This is a genomic window from Salinimicrobium sediminis (assembly GCF_900215295.1).
Lineage (GTDB): Bacteria > Bacteroidota > Bacteroidia > Flavobacteriales > Flavobacteriaceae > Salinimicrobium > Salinimicrobium sediminis.
In genome coordinates this window covers 1,061,170-1,078,074 of record NZ_OCMF01000001.1, presented here as the reverse complement: position 1 = coordinate 1,078,074, position 16,905 = coordinate 1,061,170, and the positions used below count along the sequence as shown (strand labels likewise).

Annotated in this window: 19 protein-coding genes; 2 read left to right on the top strand and 17 right to left on the bottom strand. The window is 42.1% G+C overall.

Annotated features, from left to right (window positions below; genetic code table 11):
* Positions 1-105 precede the first annotated feature (105 nt).
* From dut to porW, 14 genes are all read right to left on the bottom strand, one after another.
* A complete protein-coding gene (dut, locus tag CRO16_RS04880) occupies positions 106-540 on the bottom strand; it encodes a dUTP diphosphatase (RefSeq protein WP_097055190.1) in 435 nt (144 codons plus the stop codon).
* A 30-nt stretch (positions 541-570) separates the two neighbouring features.
* On the bottom strand, positions 571-2,025 hold the full coding sequence (locus CRO16_RS04875) for an oligosaccharide flippase family protein (RefSeq protein ID WP_097055189.1): 1,455 nt from the start codon (positions 2,023-2,025) through the stop codon (positions 571-573).
* A 35-nt stretch (positions 2,026-2,060) separates the two neighbouring features.
* On the bottom strand, positions 2,061-2,567 hold the full coding sequence (locus CRO16_RS04870; RefSeq protein WP_097055188.1) for a hypothetical protein: 507 nt from the start codon (positions 2,565-2,567) through the stop codon (positions 2,061-2,063).
* Positions 2,568-2,857: 290 nt separating this feature from the next.
* Entirely contained in the window at positions 2,858-3,718 is an 861-nt protein-coding gene (gene atpG, locus CRO16_RS04865; protein WP_097055187.1) for an ATP synthase F1 subunit gamma, read from the bottom strand.
* A 30-nt stretch (positions 3,719-3,748) separates the two neighbouring features.
* Positions 3,749-4,087, bottom strand: a complete 339-nt coding sequence (locus CRO16_RS04860) for a four helix bundle protein (RefSeq protein WP_097055186.1) — start codon at positions 4,085-4,087, stop codon at positions 3,749-3,751.
* 32 nt (positions 4,088-4,119) lie between these two features.
* Positions 4,120-5,700 carry a F0F1 ATP synthase subunit alpha gene (gene atpA, locus CRO16_RS04855; protein WP_097055185.1) on the bottom strand — a complete coding sequence of 527 codons (1,581 nt, stop codon included), beginning with the start codon at positions 5,698-5,700 and terminating at the stop codon, positions 4,120-4,122.
* 43 nt (positions 5,701-5,743) lie between these two features.
* A complete protein-coding gene (gene atpH, locus CRO16_RS04850; RefSeq protein WP_097055184.1) occupies positions 5,744-6,298 on the bottom strand; it encodes an ATP synthase F1 subunit delta in 555 nt (184 codons plus the stop codon).
* A 4-nt stretch (positions 6,299-6,302) separates the two neighbouring features.
* Positions 6,303-6,803: a F0F1 ATP synthase subunit B gene (locus CRO16_RS04845; RefSeq protein WP_097055183.1), complete on the bottom strand. Its 501-nt coding sequence runs from the start codon at positions 6,801-6,803 to the stop codon at positions 6,303-6,305.
* A gap of 87 nt (positions 6,804-6,890) precedes the next feature.
* A complete protein-coding gene (atpE, locus tag CRO16_RS04840; protein WP_097055182.1) occupies positions 6,891-7,091 on the bottom strand; it encodes an ATP synthase F0 subunit C in 201 nt (66 codons plus the stop codon).
* Between the two features lie 44 nt (positions 7,092-7,135).
* Positions 7,136-8,248: a F0F1 ATP synthase subunit A gene (gene atpB / locus CRO16_RS04835; RefSeq protein WP_097055181.1), complete on the bottom strand. Its 1,113-nt coding sequence runs from the start codon at positions 8,246-8,248 to the stop codon at positions 7,136-7,138.
* Positions 8,249-8,355: 107 nt separating this feature from the next.
* Positions 8,356-8,748, bottom strand: a complete 393-nt coding sequence (locus CRO16_RS04830) for a DUF6168 family protein (RefSeq protein ID WP_143544423.1) — start codon at positions 8,746-8,748, stop codon at positions 8,356-8,358.
* On the bottom strand, positions 8,748-8,978 hold the full coding sequence (locus tag CRO16_RS04825; protein WP_097055179.1) for an AtpZ/AtpI family protein: 231 nt from the start codon (positions 8,976-8,978) through the stop codon (positions 8,748-8,750). Before CRO16_RS04825 ends, CRO16_RS04830 begins: the two co-directional genes overlap by 1 nt.
* Entirely contained in the window at positions 8,938-9,354 is a 417-nt protein-coding gene (locus CRO16_RS04820; RefSeq protein ID WP_097055178.1) for a bactofilin family protein, read from the bottom strand. The genes CRO16_RS04825 and CRO16_RS04820 overlap by 41 nt, the downstream gene beginning before the upstream one ends.
* Positions 9,354-11,885 (bottom strand): type IX secretion system periplasmic lipoprotein PorW/SprE, encoded by a 2,532-nt coding sequence (porW, locus tag CRO16_RS04815; RefSeq protein ID WP_097055177.1) that lies wholly within the window; start codon positions 11,883-11,885, stop codon positions 9,354-9,356. Before porW ends, CRO16_RS04820 begins: the two co-directional genes overlap by 1 nt.
* 287 nt (positions 11,886-12,172) lie before the next feature.
* Between porW and CRO16_RS16040 the strand changes: the two genes are divergently transcribed.
* Entirely contained in the window at positions 12,173-12,376 is a 204-nt protein-coding gene (locus CRO16_RS16040) for a hypothetical protein (RefSeq protein ID WP_143544422.1), read from the top strand.
* Here the strand turns inward: CRO16_RS16040 and CRO16_RS04810 are convergent.
* Positions 12,373-13,113 carry an ABC transporter ATP-binding protein gene (locus tag CRO16_RS04810; RefSeq protein ID WP_097055176.1) on the bottom strand — a complete coding sequence of 247 codons (741 nt, stop codon included), beginning with the start codon at positions 13,111-13,113 and terminating at the stop codon, positions 12,373-12,375. The two genes, CRO16_RS16040 and CRO16_RS04810, sit on opposite strands and share 4 nt — an antisense overlap.
* A 1-nt stretch (position 13,114) precedes the next feature.
* Positions 13,115-14,599 carry a DUF5687 family protein gene (locus tag CRO16_RS04805; RefSeq protein ID WP_097055175.1) on the bottom strand — a complete coding sequence of 495 codons (1,485 nt, stop codon included), beginning with the start codon at positions 14,597-14,599 and terminating at the stop codon, positions 13,115-13,117.
* A gap of 91 nt (positions 14,600-14,690) precedes the next feature.
* On the opposite strand from CRO16_RS04805, the gene CRO16_RS04800 reads away from it, so the two are divergent.
* Complete coding sequence (locus tag CRO16_RS04800; RefSeq protein ID WP_097055789.1) at positions 14,691-15,743, top strand: ferredoxin--NADP reductase; 1,053 nt, start codon at positions 14,691-14,693, stop codon at positions 15,741-15,743.
* Positions 15,744-15,857: 114 nt separating this feature from the next.
* Here the strand turns inward: CRO16_RS04800 and CRO16_RS04795 are convergent, their stop codons facing one another.
* Positions 15,858-16,904, bottom strand: a complete 1,047-nt coding sequence (locus CRO16_RS04795) for a glycosyltransferase family 9 protein (RefSeq protein WP_097055174.1) — start codon at positions 16,902-16,904, stop codon at positions 15,858-15,860.
* Position 16,905: the final 1 nt, after the last annotated feature.

The window sequence follows — 16,905 nt, the reverse complement described above, 5'->3', positions numbered from 1 at the left end:
TATGAGAATTGATTGGATGTACAACTTTCTGAATATCTCAATTCTCCTCTAACCGATTATTAATTTTTGATGTTTTGTAACTGTTAATTGTTCATTGATAAATGATCATTGAACGCCAGTGCTTCCGAAGCCGCCCGCACCGCGGGAGGTCTCTTCGAGATTCTCGACTTCTTTCCAGGTGATATGTTCATGTCGGGAAATTACCATTTGCGCGATACGCTCTCCATTCTGAATAGTAAATTCTTCGTTTGACAGATTCACAAGGATCACTCCAATTTCACCGCGATAATCGGCATCGATGGTGCCGGGAGAATTAAGTACGGTTATACCTTTTTTCGCAGCCAGCCCGCTGCGTGGGCGTACCTGAGCTTCGTACCCTACAGGAAGTTCAATAAAAAGACCCGTTTTAATGATCGCCCTTTCGAGAGGCTTCAGGGTAACGGGTTCGGTAATATTTGCCCGCAGGTCCATTCCGGCGGAAGATCCGGTCTCGTAAGCCGGTAATTCATGACTAGATTTGTTGATTATCTTTACGTTCATACTTGTTATATTTCTTCGGAAGCAATGGGATTAAGACCGCTTCAGAAGTTGTTTTAACTGATCTTTTTCAGCGTAATAAATAAGGGCAAAAAAGATAAGGATTAATATACTTCCGAGGTAATAATTTTCCCTAAAAAGGTAGAAGTAAACGGTAGAAAATCCAATGGAAATCAGGAGATACCCGCCTATTCGCTTCAGGTCATAGGGAATGGGATAATATTTTCTTCCGAAGTAAAGAGACAGCAGCATCATACTACCGTAGGCCGCCATGGTAGCAATGGCCGAACCCACATAGCTGTAGTAGGGAATAAGCCAAAAGTTAAGGACCAGCGTCACTACCGCTCCAAAAATGGAAATATATCCTGCAAACCTGGTGCGGTCACTCACCTTATACCAAACTGAAAGGTTATGATAGACCCCCAGGAACAGGTTTGCGATGAGGATCATTGGCACCACGATCATGGCTTCCCAATAGGAAGAATCCCGGATGAGTATCAGTTTTAAAAGATCTGCAAAAACAGTAATGGTCACCAGGATCACCGATCCAAAAACAACAAAATATCGTGTAATTAAGGCATAAGTTTTAGTTGCCTCCTTTTCCTTAGCATGACTAAAGAAGAAAGGTTCTATTCCCATGCGAAAGGCCGTGGCAAAAAGGGTCATAAAAAGAGCGAGCCGGTAACAGGCCGCATAAGCTCCAACTTCGCTCTTTGCAATATCTTCGGGAAGCAGCCTGTCCAGCAGGATCTTGTCAAAAACTTCATTGATCACAAAACCAATCCCGGCGATCAAAATAGGAAAGCCATAATTGAGCATCTTTTTCCATAAGTAGCTGTTGAAACTGTAGGGCAATTTGATATAAAAAGGCAGCATTACCAGCAAGGTGAGCGCACTGGCAACAAGATTTGCGATGAAGATATAGGCTATCTCAAAATCGGGAATATAAATGCTCTCAAAAAAGGCATTTTTGGATGCCAGTTCCGGAAGAAAGACAATAAAGGAAATATTCAGCCCAAGGTTTACTGCCACATTCCCGATCTTGATCCCGGCAAAGACCATAGGTTTTTCTTTTGCCCGCAGCCACGCAAACGGAATCGTAGACAAAGCATCGAGCGCCAGGATAAGGATAACATACAGGATGTAATGCGGTTCAATTTGGAGTGCCTGTGCAATATTATTCCTAAAGGACAGGGCAAGTACCAGGAAAAGTGCTGTGGTACCAATTAAAGAAATAGCCGAGGTGGCCGTTACCTCTTTTGAGAATTTTTCCTGATGAAAAAACCTGAAAAATGAGGTTTCCATTCCGTAAGCCAGCACCACATTGAAGACTGCCATCCAGGAAAACACTATGGCAACCTCTCCAAAGCCTTCGGTAGGAAGATAATCGGTGTAAAGCGGCAACAGCAGGAAGGTCAACATCCTGGGGACCACTGTGGCAACACCGTAAACAAAGGTTTGTTTAAATAGCTTCTGAAAAAGCACCAATAGGTTTTACTTGAGATTACCTCACAAATGTACTATTAATGGCGAATGTTTTCGGGGTTTTTTAGTTTCACTTCCCCGGAATCCTTTTTCTGAATATTTTTTATCCTGAAGTATTTTTCTTTGCCATTTTTGGTGTAGCGAACTACCGCTTCTCCTTCGGCAAGTTCAAAAGGAAGATCTTCAATGATCTCCGGCGGTCTGTTGCCATATTCCATTTTAGGATCGGCATGCATAACCATATCCCGGGGTTCTGCAGGAGATTTAAACCGGGCTACATATAATCCCTCTTCGGAAGCTACTTTTTCCAAAACCCCTTTTTTTCCGCGGAAGTAAACTGTATCCATCACAATCTTTGAATCCTTGTCCACCGGTATAAAAAGATTATATCCCGAACCCGCTCCTTTTACTCCACCTATCCATGTCGTATAATATGCCTGTTGCACTGATTTTGGTGGATCCTCCTGAAGTTGTTTGCCATTGGCGCAACTGCTGAAGCTTATCAACACCAAAAGAGCCGAAAAAGAAAGTAATAATGATTTCATCACGTAAAGGATTAAGGGTTCAAGGTAAGGTTACTTCAATTTTGATACCAATTTAATTTTAAAACAGTAAGACAGCTCCAATGCCAGAATCTAGCGTCGGGACATATTTAAACCTCATTGGTGAACTTGCCTGATGTAGGCCATAATACGGTATAAAAAAAGAAACTCCGCATCTTTCGATGCGGAGTTTCAAAAAGCTGAAATTTCAGCAAGAATTTTAATTATTCAAAGCTTCAGCAATGGAAATTTGACCTCGCTATCGCTCCGTCCAATTGTTTCCAGCTGAACCTTTAGTTATTCAAAGCTTCAGCTCCACCAACAATTTCAAGGATCTCGTTGGTAATAGAAGCCTGACGGGCCTTGTTGTATGATAATTTAAGAGAGTCTCTTAATTCAGTAGCATTATCGGTAGCTTTATGCATCGCAGTCATACGCGCACCGTGTTCTGAAGCGAAAGAATCTCTAAGAGCTTTAAAGATCTGCATCTTTAAAGATTTAGGGATCAAATTGAGTACGATCTCTTCTTTGGATGGCTCAAAAATGTAATCCAAGACAACATTTTCATCCTTTTCCACAGGAACTATCGGCAGGAATTGCTCAGTTTTCACATCCTGGGTAGCGGCATTTACAAACTGGTTGTATACGATGATGATCTTATCGAATTTCTTCTCTACAAACAGCTGCATTAGCTCTTCGGCGATAGCTGAGGCATTTTCAAAGCTTAGATCATCATAGATAGCAGTTTCATTCTTAAAGATCTTGTGAGTCTTCTTAAGAATGTCATTAGCTTTCTTTCCTATGGTCAAAAATTCAACATTCTTCCCGCTGTAATCACGATCGGCTATGTATTTTGAAGCCTTAACGATATTAGAGTTAAAAGCTCCGGCCAGACCACGATTCGAGGAAATGGATACAAAAAGTACATTATTCACCTCCCTTTGCTCAGAATATTTACTGGTCTGGTCGCTGTCAAGAGTAGCACTCAGCGATTGCAACAATTCTGAAAGCTTCTCGGCATAAGGCCGCATCGCGGTAATAGCATCCTGGGCTTTGCTCAACTTTGCCGCCGACACCATTTTCATGGCACTGGTGATCTGCATAGTCGAGGAAACCGAGGTGATCCTGCTTCTTAATTCTTTTAAATTGGCCATTCTTTTTAGTTATGAGTTTTGAGTTATGAGCTATGAGTTTTTTATAATGGAAACCATAATTCTTATTAACTCTTCACACTTAGCAATTAAAACTTTACAATCATTTTCTGATGTCGCTTCAATAAGCTCCAACCAGTATTTCGTTTCATCGGCTTCCTTTAAAGCAATACCGAATTTATTCTTGAAATCTTTTGTACTTACTCCCCTTTGTGCTTCTCTTACATTGGCTCCAATGCTCGTTCCGCTTTTTAAAAGCTGGGAAGCCAGCTCATATTCATTCTGTTTTTTCAAAGACCTGGTGAAGAAAACTATGTCACAAGCAAACTGAAAACTTTTAATCCTAATTGGGCTATCTTCCAGTTTGTTCATAACTCATAACTCTTAACTCAGCACTTGAAAAACTACTTTTTATACTTAGCTGAAAGCTCCTTAGCTACCTGTGTAAGGGTATCTGTGATATCATCGTTGATCTTACCTGCCTTAAGCTGATCAAGAACATCTCTGTGCTTGGCATCAAGGAACTCCAGGTAATCTTTTTCGAACTCTCTTACTTTCTCTACAGGGACATTTCTTAACAGGTTCTTGGAACCGGCATAGATGATCGCTATCTGGTTCTCCACAGGATAAGGATTGTTCTCTGCCTGTTTAAGGATCTCCACGTTACGCTTACCTTTTTCAATGATGTTAAGCGTAGCAGGATCAAGGTCAGATCCAAACTTAGCGAAAGCTTCAAGTTCGCGATACTGAGCCTGGTCAAGTTTCAATGTACCTGCAACCTTCTTCATCGACTTGATCTGAGCAGCACCACCTACACGTGATACAGAAATACCTACGTTAATCGCAGGACGAACCCCTGAGTTGAACAAGTCTGAAGTTAAAAATATCTGTCCGTCGGTAATCGAAATTACGTTGGTAGGGATATATGCAGATACGTCACCTGCCTGAGTTTCAATAAGCGGAAGTGCAGTTAAGGAACCTCCACCTTTTACTTTATCTTTCAATACATCCGGAAGGTCGTTCATGTTCTTCGCGATATCATCATCTGCGATAACTTTTGCAGCACGCTCAAGTAATCTTGAGTGAAGGAAGAAAACGTCTCCAGGATATGCCTCACGTCCCGGTGGACGACGAAGTAACAGGGATACCTCACGGTAAGCAACCGCCTGCTTGGAAAGATCATCATAAACGATCAAGGCAGGACGTCCCGTGTCACGGAAATACTCACCGATAGCAGCACCTGCGAAAGGAGCATAAACCTGCATTGGAGCAGGATCTGATGCGTTTGCAGCTACGATAGTAGTATAGGCAAGAGCTCCCTTATCTTCAAGAGTCTTGGCAATACCTGCAACGGTAGAAGCTTTTTGGCCTATCGCCACATATATACAATATACAGGTTCCCCTGCATCATAAAATTCTTTCTGGTTAAGGATAGTATCAATAACCACGGCAGTTTTACCTGTTTGACGGTCACCAATTACAAGCTCCCTCTGGCCACGGCCAATCGGCACCATGGCATCGATGGACTTAATACCTGTTTGAAGCGGCTCAGTTACCGGCTGACGGTAGATTACACCGGGAGCTTTACGCTCAAGCGGCATCTGGAAAGTCTCACCCTGGATAGGTCCTTTTCCGTCGATTGGCGCTCCAAGAGTGTCTACCACACGTCCTACAATTCCTTCTCCAACATTAATAGAAGCAATTCTTTGTGTTCTTTTCACAGTTGCTCCTTCTTTAACCTGTTTGTATGGACCTAAAAGTACCACCCCAACGTTATCTTCCTCAAGGTTAAGTACAATTCCTTCCAATCCGCCTTCGAATTCAACCAACTCCCCGTATTGTGCATTCGCAAGTCCGTAAACGTTGGCGATACCATCCCCTACGTTTAGTACAGTACCTACTTCGTCAAGTGAAGCCTTAGCTTCAAACCCGGAAAGCTGTTTTTTCAATATTGCTGATACTTCAGCCGGATTAATTTCTGCCATAATTATTTAGAATAAAATGCTGCGCCGGGCGCAACTGTTTTAATTAAATTTTTGAAACGTATGTATTGTTTTGTAATTCTCTTTTCAGGTTCTTAAGCTGAGCTCCTACACTACCATTGTACTGAATGTCTCCCACTCTAAGGATAAATCCGCCAATGATACTTTCATCAATAATATTCTCGATATTAGCCTCATTCCCTGTTAATTCCTTTACTTTTTGCTGAATTTTCGCCTCCAGCTCTGTAGTAAGTGGAATTGCGGTGGTAACCTTTGCCACCTGCACCCCGTTCAATTCATTGTAAAGCCTTTTATAATTATCGGCGACCAATGGAAGAATATCGAGTCTGTTATTCTCAATAAGGATCTGGAACAATCCTGAAGTCATGCCGTTTACAGATCTAAAGATCTCTAAAAGGGCATTTTTCTTCATAGCATTTTTGATCACCGGGCTTTTAAGAAAAACTCTAAGATCATCGCTGTTCTTGATGGTTTCGCTTATGAGGATCATATCCTCATTCACCTCACGGGTAACATTTCTATCTTTTGCCAGGCCCAAAAGAGCTTTTGCATATCTGGCTGCTGCTCTGTTTCCTTGCATAATTTTAGTTTAAGGTAACATCATCAAGCATGTCCTCTACAAGCTTCTCCTGCTTTGCTTTGCTTGAAAGCTCCTCTCTTATCACCTTTTCGGCAATTTGAACAGATAAGGTAGCCACCTGATTCTTGATATCGGCAAGAGCTGCATTCTTTTCAGTCTGGATTGTAGCTTTAGCCTGCTGGATCATTTTCTCTCCTTCTCTCTGGGCATCCTCCTTGGCTTCGGCAATCATTTTGTCTTTGATCTGCCTAGCTTCCTTGATCATGCTGTCACGCTCCAAACGAGCTTCCTGTAACAACTTTTCGTTATCTGCCTGCAGGTTCTGCATTTCCTTGCGTGCATTCTCAGCAGCGTCTAAGGCATCCTGGATCCCCTGTTCTCTTGCATTAAGGGCATCTAAAATAGGTTTCCATGCAAATTTTTTCAATAAAATGATCAGCACAACCAGGATAATGATCTGCCAGAAAAACAATCCAAAAGAAAAATCGTTGACTAACTTTTCCATATTCTATTTAATTCTTAAACCGTTTAATTTTTTAATAATTCAAACCTTGCAGCCAACCGCTGCAAGGTTTGAAAGCTTTTTGATCGATTAAACTGCGAAAAGAGCAGCAAAAGCAACACCTTCCAAAAGTGCCGCGATGATGATCATCGCAGTCTGGATTTTTCCTGCAGCTTCTGGCTGACGAGCAATCCCTTCCATAGCAGCGCTACCGATCTTACCAAGACCAAAACCGGCTCCAATAATAATTAAACCAGCTCCAATCATGTCTAAATTCAATGCTTCTTCCATTACTTATTTATTAAAAATTAAACTTACTCTTAAATCGTTTTATACTATAATACCGGAATATCTTCATTATCGGCAGGATGATGATGATCATGCTCTTCAACCGCCATCCCTATATAAAGGGCACTTAGCAAGGTGAAGATATATGCCTGTAGAAAAGCTACCAGTAATTCTATTATCGAAATGAATATTGTGAAACCAAAGAAAGCGGGACCTGCTATCCAGTTCTGGAACACCACGATCAATCCAAGAAGGGTCATAATGATCACGTGACCAGCAGTCATGTTCGCAAAAAGTCGGATCATAAGTGCAAATGGCTTAGTGAACATTCCAAGTACCTCAATAGGCGCAAGAACGATTTTCATAGGCCACGGCACTCCCGGCATCCAGAAAATGTGTTTCCAGTAATCTTTATTTCCGCTAAACTGAACTATAAAAAATGTAATCAGGGCTAAAGCCATTGTTACGGCAATATTTCCAGTCACGTTCACCCCAAGCGGAGTCATCCCAAGTAAATTCAGGATCCAGATGAAGAAGAAAACAGTCAAAAGGAATCCGGTATATTTTCTATAGTTCTTTCCAATGTTCGGCTTTGCGATCTCATCACGCACATAAAGCACAAGCGGCTCCAGCACTCTTCCCGAACCTTTTGGAACAGATCTGTTTTTGTATTGTTTTGCCAGGCCTCCAAATACCAGAAGCATTAGCAAACTCACAACCAGCATGTAAAGCACATTTTTGGTAATCGAAAAATCCAGAGGACGCTCATTGGCAGGGAAGCCGTTTTCACCATAGGTAATAGTTCCCTCGGCGTCAGTTTTGTATATTTTTGAATGGTAAAGACGATAGTGTTGACCGTCAATTACGGCAAGATCTTCTCCATGATGAAATTTGCCTGAAGAAAACACCTTTAAACCATTATCCCAAAGGATCACGGGAAGCGAAAAACCATAGTGCGCACCTGTTTCTCCATCAGAAAAGAAATTCACATAATGAGAATCTGCAAGGTGATGATCAATATATTCGCTAATTTCCTCTTCGGTATTTACCTTTGCATCGCCACCTTCCTGAGGCTCTTTTACACTAAATGCCTGTGAATTAAAGCTCACAAACATTAAAAGACAGGCTAATAAAAACTTCGCAACGTTTTTCTTTTGCATTTTCCGGGTGAATTACAGTCCTTTAATTTGGCTGCAAATGTACATAATTATATAAAAAAAAATAGCCTAAGCTTCTTAATTGTTTCCTTTAGCTCAAAACCCCCTAATTACCTGTCATTTGAGAAGTTAGTACGGTTGAGGATCTTAATGATGTAGATAATTTCAACCATGACACATACCAGATAAGGAACAAAAAAATGCAAAAAGACAGATTTGTCTGTAGAAAATCCGGAGGATTTAATGAGGAAGATAAAGATCCCGATCTTTACAGCACCTGTTATTAAAAAGATGAACCCCAGTTGATCTTTCAGCTTTTCGCTTAAGAGGATTGTTGTGCTTGTAAATAAGAAGCTGATGCCTATATTGAACTTGTATGCAAAGTTCACAAGCTCCAGGGGTGCATCCAGCTCAAGAAAATGAAGGGCGGTGTAATGCAGAGCATAACTGGCTCCCGCCGTAAGAAAAAGGTAGAAGCTAAACTTCAGGAGGCCGTTAAACATCAATTATTGTAACGTTTTAGCTGTTTTAGCACCACGTAAACGGAAGCCACCAAACCAAAGAGAACAAATCCAATTGTGAACCAATTCTTTTCCATTGGATATCGCTCGTCGAGCTTTCTTCCAATCCAGGCGCAAACGAAGATCGTGGCACCCATCTGGAATGCAATCCCCGAAAAGATCGCCCAGTTCTTAAGCTGACTTCTCTTGTTGTTGTCCTTCTCCTCTTTCATGATGAATAGCTTTTACTCCGCCACGCATCGCGCAGGTTGCATTAAAAGTGGCGCCGGGTTCCACCGCCAGCTTTGATACAGTAGCTTCCCCTTCAATTAAGGCTGAACTTCTAAGACTTAAGGTGCCGGAAATGTTTAGTTTACCCGTAAACTTTCCTTCAATATCTGCATTTTCACACTCCAGTTCTCCCTTGACACTACCTTCCTTTCCTATCACCACTTTGCCGGGTGTCTTAACAGTGCCTTCTACACAACCATCTATGCGGAAACCGCCTTTTGCCTGTATGTCGCCAATGACCTTTGTTCCCGGAGCGATCTTATTTTGTTCTTTACTGAATTCTGCCGGGGCTTTTGCCTTTTTTTCCTGATTAAACATTACTGTGAGGGGGTGTTTAATGAATTTAAGTAGGTTTCTATGTTTTTGTGGATCTGGGCGATCCGGTAATTTGGGGTCGAAATATAAAAAGATTTTTTATCAATTCGGAATTTATCATTGTTTTGGAGCATTTCTGCAAAGCCTTCTGCCCTTGCTGCAGAAGTAAACCCGTGCACCACCACAAAATCCTGCTGCTCATTATAGACATCTAAAGAAATCTCCTGGGGATAATTTAACTCCTCCAGTATTCCTGAAATTTTTTCCTTTAGATCCAAAGCTGCTTCTTTTTCAGCTTTTTGAAAGGGAAACAGAAGCTTAAAGGATTCCCCAATGGAGTCCGGAGAAAACTGAGAAGCCGCAAGGGAAGGTAAGGCAGTGTTCAGCAGTTCCTGTGCTTTTTTTCCTTCTTCTGTTTGCGGGTAATTCAAGGCAACATAACTAAGGTTCTCCCTGTATTTTTCATAGCCATATAAACGTCCTGCCGCCATAGCCTTTAAAAGCTCCAGCTTCGGAACGATCTCATCACCGGTAAATTGAATGATCAATTCCTCACTTTCAGCGATCACAACCTCATATTCCTGTGCCTCATATTTTTTATAAAGCTCTTCGTATATAGCAGTGGGATTATTTTCATCCCGCATAAGACTTTCGGGATTTTGAAGAATAGCAGCATATCGGGAATCGGGATACCTGCTTAAAATATCATTTTTGACAGCTTGTGCTTTAGCGGCCATTTCAAGTTCTGAATATATCTTATACAAATTATACTTTGCCGGAAGCAGCAATCTTTCTTCAGGATCATTGTTGATAAGGAATTCCAGCCTTTGAGCCGCAAGTTCATTTTCGTTAAATTTTTCCCTGTAGATCAACCCCAGCTGATAACTCGCAAAATTGAGATCGCTCTTAAGACTGTCTAAAATCACCTGATCTTTCGGAATTGTCGCTATATATGTTTTAGGATCAAATCGTGGATCATTTTCAACCAGATCTGTAATTCCCTGCACATCCAGCCCTGCTCCTGCACCTCCTGCTCTTTGGGTGCGCCAGTTATCCACCAACTCCCTGTCTCCCCAGGTCCTGAAGAATTCCTGTTTCCCGTAAGCCACCGCCGTTGGATTATAAAAATAGAAAGATGAACCTGGATTTGGCACTCCCGGCATAGCGGGACGTTTGTTCTCAAAGAAATTTTGGGCAGCTGCCTGTTGTGCCGGTCTTTCAGCTTCACTTGTGGCCTTTTCCTTTAATTCGGTTGTGAAATCATTGAAATATTTTATCTGTTCTTCTTCAGAAAGAGAGGCGAGGTAAAGAATACTGTCGGCTTCCTGAGCAAGATTTTCATAATAGATCACATCATCCAGGTTATCTCTCTTACGACTGATTATTCTATATTCCCGGCTATTTTCCGGCAGCTTCATCAAGGTGCTGTCATAATACGCCCCTGCCACTTCAAAAAGTGCAGCATCAAAATTGATATTCCCCAGGGTTTCATAATCCAGAGATTGCAAATAGGAATTATTTGAAGGGGTGCGAAGGGAACGGTTGTAGTAATCTATGGCAAGTTCTGTAGAATCCTGCTGATAATGGAACTCTGCAAGCTGAAAATAGATCTTATCAAGGTAAGGCCTGTTCTCCCGGTCTATGGCGAGATCATTAAGTTGTTCCAGCACCATTGCCTTCTCTCCTGCAGTGGCATCCATATATTCTATTTGCCTTATCATGGCATTAACAAGATAAATCCTTGGGATCTTACGATTCAGATCGATCACCTCATTAAAGGCCATGGAAGCACTATCGGGTTTACCCAGTATATCATAAAGCTGCCCGGTGATATACCAGTATCTGCCTTCTTTATTTTTCTCAGGGGTCAATTGAGCAGCAGTTTTAATATGCGCCAGAGCACTATCTTGTACACCAATATTTATGTATGCCTGCGCAAGAGCAGCAGAAGCCTCTGCCCTATTCTCCTTCTCCAGGCGCTCACTTTCAAGGATCTTTTTTAGATTTCGAATGGCAAGTTCATCGAATTCCAGGCGCATGTGGGTTTTCTCCCGCCATACCCTTGCCTCATTGATGGTATTACTAAGTGGATATTTGTGAAGTATATAATTGAAAGCTTCTAAAGCAGGAACAAAACGCTGGTCATAATATCGCGCCTTTCCCAGTAAAAGATAAGCTTCATCGATCTGTGGATTCTTCTCGGAACCTTCAATCAACATGGAATGCCGCTGAATGGCCTTTACTGCTTTTTCTTCGGCTACTGCAAAATTAGGGTTCAGGCTTTCTCCCGGCGCCAGCACCTCCTCCCGGATCTCCATTCGCTCAACCGGCAATATACCCCAGTAATTATCGAGATAACTCTCGTTTAACGCCTCAACTCCAAGGTCCAGCGCAAGATTTCCGTTATAGAGCGTGTTATATTCTGCAGTTACAGCATGCCAGTTGCGGTTAAGAAAAGTGTTCTTCTTTCTTGAGCAACCTGTTATGGCAACCAACAGGATAAAGATGGCAGTAACTTTTATAAATACTCTCAAATCTGCAGATTCTTCTTATTAGCAATAACTTATATGCGTCGCAATTATTATTGGGAAAAGTAAAAATAGGTATTTTTTTCGGGCTGGTTTGAGTGCTTATAAGGGAAACTTTTCCTGCAATCCATTTATGTATTCCCTGATCTTGGAAAAGTCTGCTTCACGACCTGATCTCAGCTCTTTGAAAAATAGATAAGTCTGGAATGGGAACTGTTGGGACATCACATAGTAAAAGTTTTCTGGCTTCTTAAGGCACATATGCCGTGTCGTAATCTTCCCCAACGAGTTTTTTGAGGGTTTCCAAAACCCGAAACCAGATCATCGTGGGAATGTATACTCCTTCAGGCATTTTCCTCTTCAACAATTGCACACCTTCAAAGCCTACCGGTGTTGGCTTCAATATCTCTAAAGATCTTTGTCGTCACCAGCTCTCATATGCCGCAGCATTTCCCCTGCTGGTAATGCCGTGCCAGATGCGTACAACCATGGTTTAGATGTTCTCTGCCTCAGACGACTCCTTAACTTCTTTAGCATATCCACCTGCAAAGTACTGCTCCAGTTCTTTAAGGGTAGCTTCAGAAGTTTTAATATCATTTACCACCAGGCCTTTATCCAGCACCACGATACGTTCACAAACCTCGGTAACATGAATAAGGTCATGGCTGGAAATTAGAATGGTCATTTCTGATTTTTCAGAAAGGTCCCTAATCAGTGCCTTCAGGCGGATCTGCGTAGTGGGATCGAGATTGGCAAAGGGCTCATCAAGAATGACTACTTCGGGCTCTCCAATAAGCGCTGCTACGATTCCCACTTTTTTCTGATTCCCCTTTGAAAGATCCCTCAGGTATTTATTCCTGCCCAGGATCTCCCCGTTGAAGAAGTCCTCAAAATTCTTAAGAAAGGCAGCCACATCCGCTTTATTACGGTTCCGCAGATCTCCTACAAAATTGAAGTACTCTTCGGGTGTGAGATAGCCAATCAAAAAACTCTCATCGATAAAAGAGGAAGTAAAAGGTTTCCATTCTTCACTCTGACTAACAGTGATCTCATTGTTGAAAACATTTCCGGTCGTGGGTTGAATAAGGTCTAACAGCAAGCTGAAAAATGTGGTTTTTCCCGCCCCGTTATTTCCAACCAAACCAAAACTCTGACCCCGCGGAATTTCAAGATGTTCAATATTAAGCACACAGGTGCCATTGTAAACTTTCGAAAGATTAGTAACTGTTATCATCTTATTCGCCGGTTTGTTTAAAGCCATTGATCATGGCATATTTATTCTTTTTGTACGACTGCGCGATCATGTCCATAATGATACTTCTAAACAGGATCCCTATAAAGCCCAGAGCCGCCAGGGTGATCACTGCGACATCAAAGGAAATAAATTTATTAAGGAGCCAGAATATTAAAATTGGAATCACCATAAGCGGAAGCGCGATAAGCCATTGTGCCGCTCCCGTACCCTGATAGTTCATAAAGGGACTTTTCTCCAGATCTATGCGCTTACGGTTATAGGAGCCTGCCAGCAGAAGTACAGGAACATTGACCCCGATATTATAAACGGCACAGGCAAGATTAATGATCAAAACATTATACCCAAAATACACATAGGGAGTAGTAAGAATAGTGAGAAGTACGATGCTGAAAATAATTAATGCTGCTTTAGAATTAAGATATTGCTTAAGAGGAATGTTTTGAGACATCATCATTGAGTAGTAGGAAGAATCCCAAGCGGGAATAAACTGTCCAAAGTTGATCATGAAGATGCCGGTCATGAAGATTCCCACAAATACAAAAAACGCCTGCATGTCCTGGTAAGCATCATTAGGATAAAAGATCATTCCATAACCCATGATGAGCAGTGAAATGAAGATTAGAGATCGCGGCCGCTTGTTCCTCCAGATAAGCTTCAGGTCGAGCTGCAAGAATGGAGCGATATCCCCAAACTTCCGAAGCCATTGAAAATCCTGAGATTTAGCTAGAGTAACCTTTCCTTTTAGAGATTCGTCCAGGTAAAATCTTTTCAGAAGCACATTTTGATTCCATTTGTACAAAGCAATCAGCAAAAGCAGTGGAATAACTGCCAAAAATGGCATTTCTAGCACCGCTTCCATTCCCGAGGCTACAAGTTCTGTAATACTGAAAATTTCAAAGTGTTCCAGTGCATACAGCACAAGAATTAAAACCAAATATGGCAATAAAGCCTTTAGATTATCTGCAAATTTCTTTTTAAGCAGGAAATTCATATAATTCACACAAAGCACCAGGCCGTATACTGCAACTGCCCATCCTGCCATCGCTGCGGCACCTGCATCTCCTTTATAAGCAGTAAACACCGCAAAAGGAACTATCAATAACAGCGGCAAAAAGTTGAAAAATGAGAACAGCGACTGCAGCAACATGTAATTCACCACTTTTTTCTTAGGAATTGGAAAAGTAAGCAAGGGCTTCACTGTCATTACGGGCAGCGTCTGCAAAAAGAACCGCATCATCAACTCCAGCCCCAGGTAAATGAGCAGCCATCTGTTGACAATATTTAAAGGCTCCTCCTCCGGTAAGGCCTCCTTCAGTAAGGGGTAAAGTCCAATTCCAAGCAAGAGAAACACTATGGCAAAATAGATGGCAATAAAGGCCATAAAGATCTTTAGCCCCAAACTTCTGCCAAGACTGGCGGACCGGAAAAAAGCTTTCCACTGAAGGGAAATGAATCGTTTATACATGCTTTTGCTTTATACTACAAGTAGGGAAATTTACAATTTTGTTACAGAAAAAAATTTCTATACTTCGTACTTTTGCACCAAATACCAAAAAATGAGCAAATTCTTTCCGTTAAAGATCAAAAATATCATCAGGGAAACCGAGCAGGCAGTAAGCCTCGAATTTGAAATACCGCAGGAATTAAAAACTGAATTTTCTTTTAAAGCAGGACAATATATAACTGTTAAAACCAACATTGAAGGTAAGGAAGTACGCCGCGCCTACTCAATTTGCACCCCTCCATCAGATGAAACCTTTAAGGTAACGGTAAAGGAGGTTGAAGGCGGAACATTTTCGGTTATTGCAAACAATAAATTGAAGGCCGGAGATGTGCTTGAAGTACACCCTCCCGAAGGAAAATTTGTTTTTGAGCCGGTTCAAGATGGTCATCCACACACCTATGCGGCTTTTGCTGCCGGTAGTGGGATCACTCCTGTACTTTCGATCATAAAGAGTGTTCTGCTGCAGGAAAAACACAGCAGGTTCGTGCTGGTATACGGGAACCGCACTCCAGATGAAACAATCTTCTTTAAGGAACTACTGGAGCTGCAGATGAAACATCCTGACAGGCTCTTTGTTGAATTTGTCTATAGCCGTACCAAAGAAGAGGACTCTCATTACGGAAGGATCGATGAAAGTACCGTCAATTATGTGCTCAAGAACAGGTTCAAGGACACCAGCTTCACCCGTTTCTACTTATGCGGGCCAGAAGACATGATCAACAAAGTCACCGAGATCCTGCTGAAGCAAAACATCAGAAAAGAGCAGATCCTTTTTGAACTTTTCAATACTGAAGTTGAAGGAGAAGTAACTTCAAATCTGGAAGGGGATACCGAGCTTACCATCACTGTAGATGACGAGGAAATAGTACTTAGCATGCCTAAAAACCAAACAGTACTGCAGGCAGCTTTAGACAACGGCCTTGATGTTCCTTACTCCTGCCAGGGCGGAATTTGCAGCAGCTGTGTTGCCCGTATCACCGAAGGTACCGCCGAAATGGAAAAGAATTCCATCCTCGTGGACAGCGAGATCCAGGAAGGCCTTGTGCTTACCTGCCAGGCACATCCTACCTCTGCTACACTTAAGGTCAATTATGATGATGTTTAGATAGATATTAGATATGAGACTTGAGATATGAGATCTCTTGTCCTAAAGAATAGAGGCTTCAAAAATGACATTTTTGGAGCCTCTTTAAATTTTAGCCTATTGGAATTATAAATTCTATTTCTGCTCCAACACTTCTTTTATTCTCTGGACCACACTCTGCGGCGGGATGCTCCTCATCACATCTTCATATCCCTGCGGAATTTCCTTGCCATAAATGGAAGTTGGAATGGCAGGATATTTCTGAAGATCAGGTAAAAGGAAATTAGTTTCAGGCTGGCGGAAAGGGGCGAATCCCGTGTAGGGATGTGTGAGGCCCCAAAGCGTGATCACCGGTACTGCATAGTTAGCCGCCAAATGGCCATTACCGCTGTCCATAGATAGCATTGCATCTAAATTAGAGATCACGTCCAATTCATCTGCAAAAGAAATTTTGCCGGCAAGGGAGACCGCATTTGGAAATTGAGATGCCCAACTACTTAATTTCCCGGTTTCTTCTGCGCCACCGCCAAACAAAAAGATCTTCAAATTTTCCTCCATTTGAAGCTCCTGCAGAACTTCTTTCATAAGATCTTCGGGATAGGATTTAGAAGCATGCTGGGCAAAAGGGGCAATTCCCAGCCACTTTTTTCCGGCGTGCTCCCCGGTTAATTCCTTAACCTTTTGAGTCAGTTCCTGTTTTGGCAGGAGTTCTACCACTTCCGGATTAACAGGGTAGCCCAACTTTCCAAACACCTCAGCATATCGCTCATAAGTCGGCTTCAGCTGGACAAATACTTTATTTTCCTTTCGGGTGAGGGCTTTTTTTTCCTTTCGGCCTTTATCAAGCTGTTTGACAGGAATCCGCTTCAGCTTAAAAAAAAGCTTCAGAATATTAGAGCGTAGCACGTGATGAAGATCGGCTACGGCATCAATTTTAAGGTCCAATAGTTCTCCGGAAAGTCTTTTTAAGCCCCCAATTCCTTTGTGCCTGCCTTTAACTTCAGCAGCAAACACATCGACATTCCGCAGCTCTTTAAAGAGCGGGGCAAAAAATCCGCGGGTGAGCAGGGTGATCTTTACATGGGGATATTTTTCAGAAAAAGCTTTTAGCACCGGCACCATCATGGCCACATCTCCCATGGCAGAGAGACGAATAACTAAAATATGGCCGGGCCTTTCCATT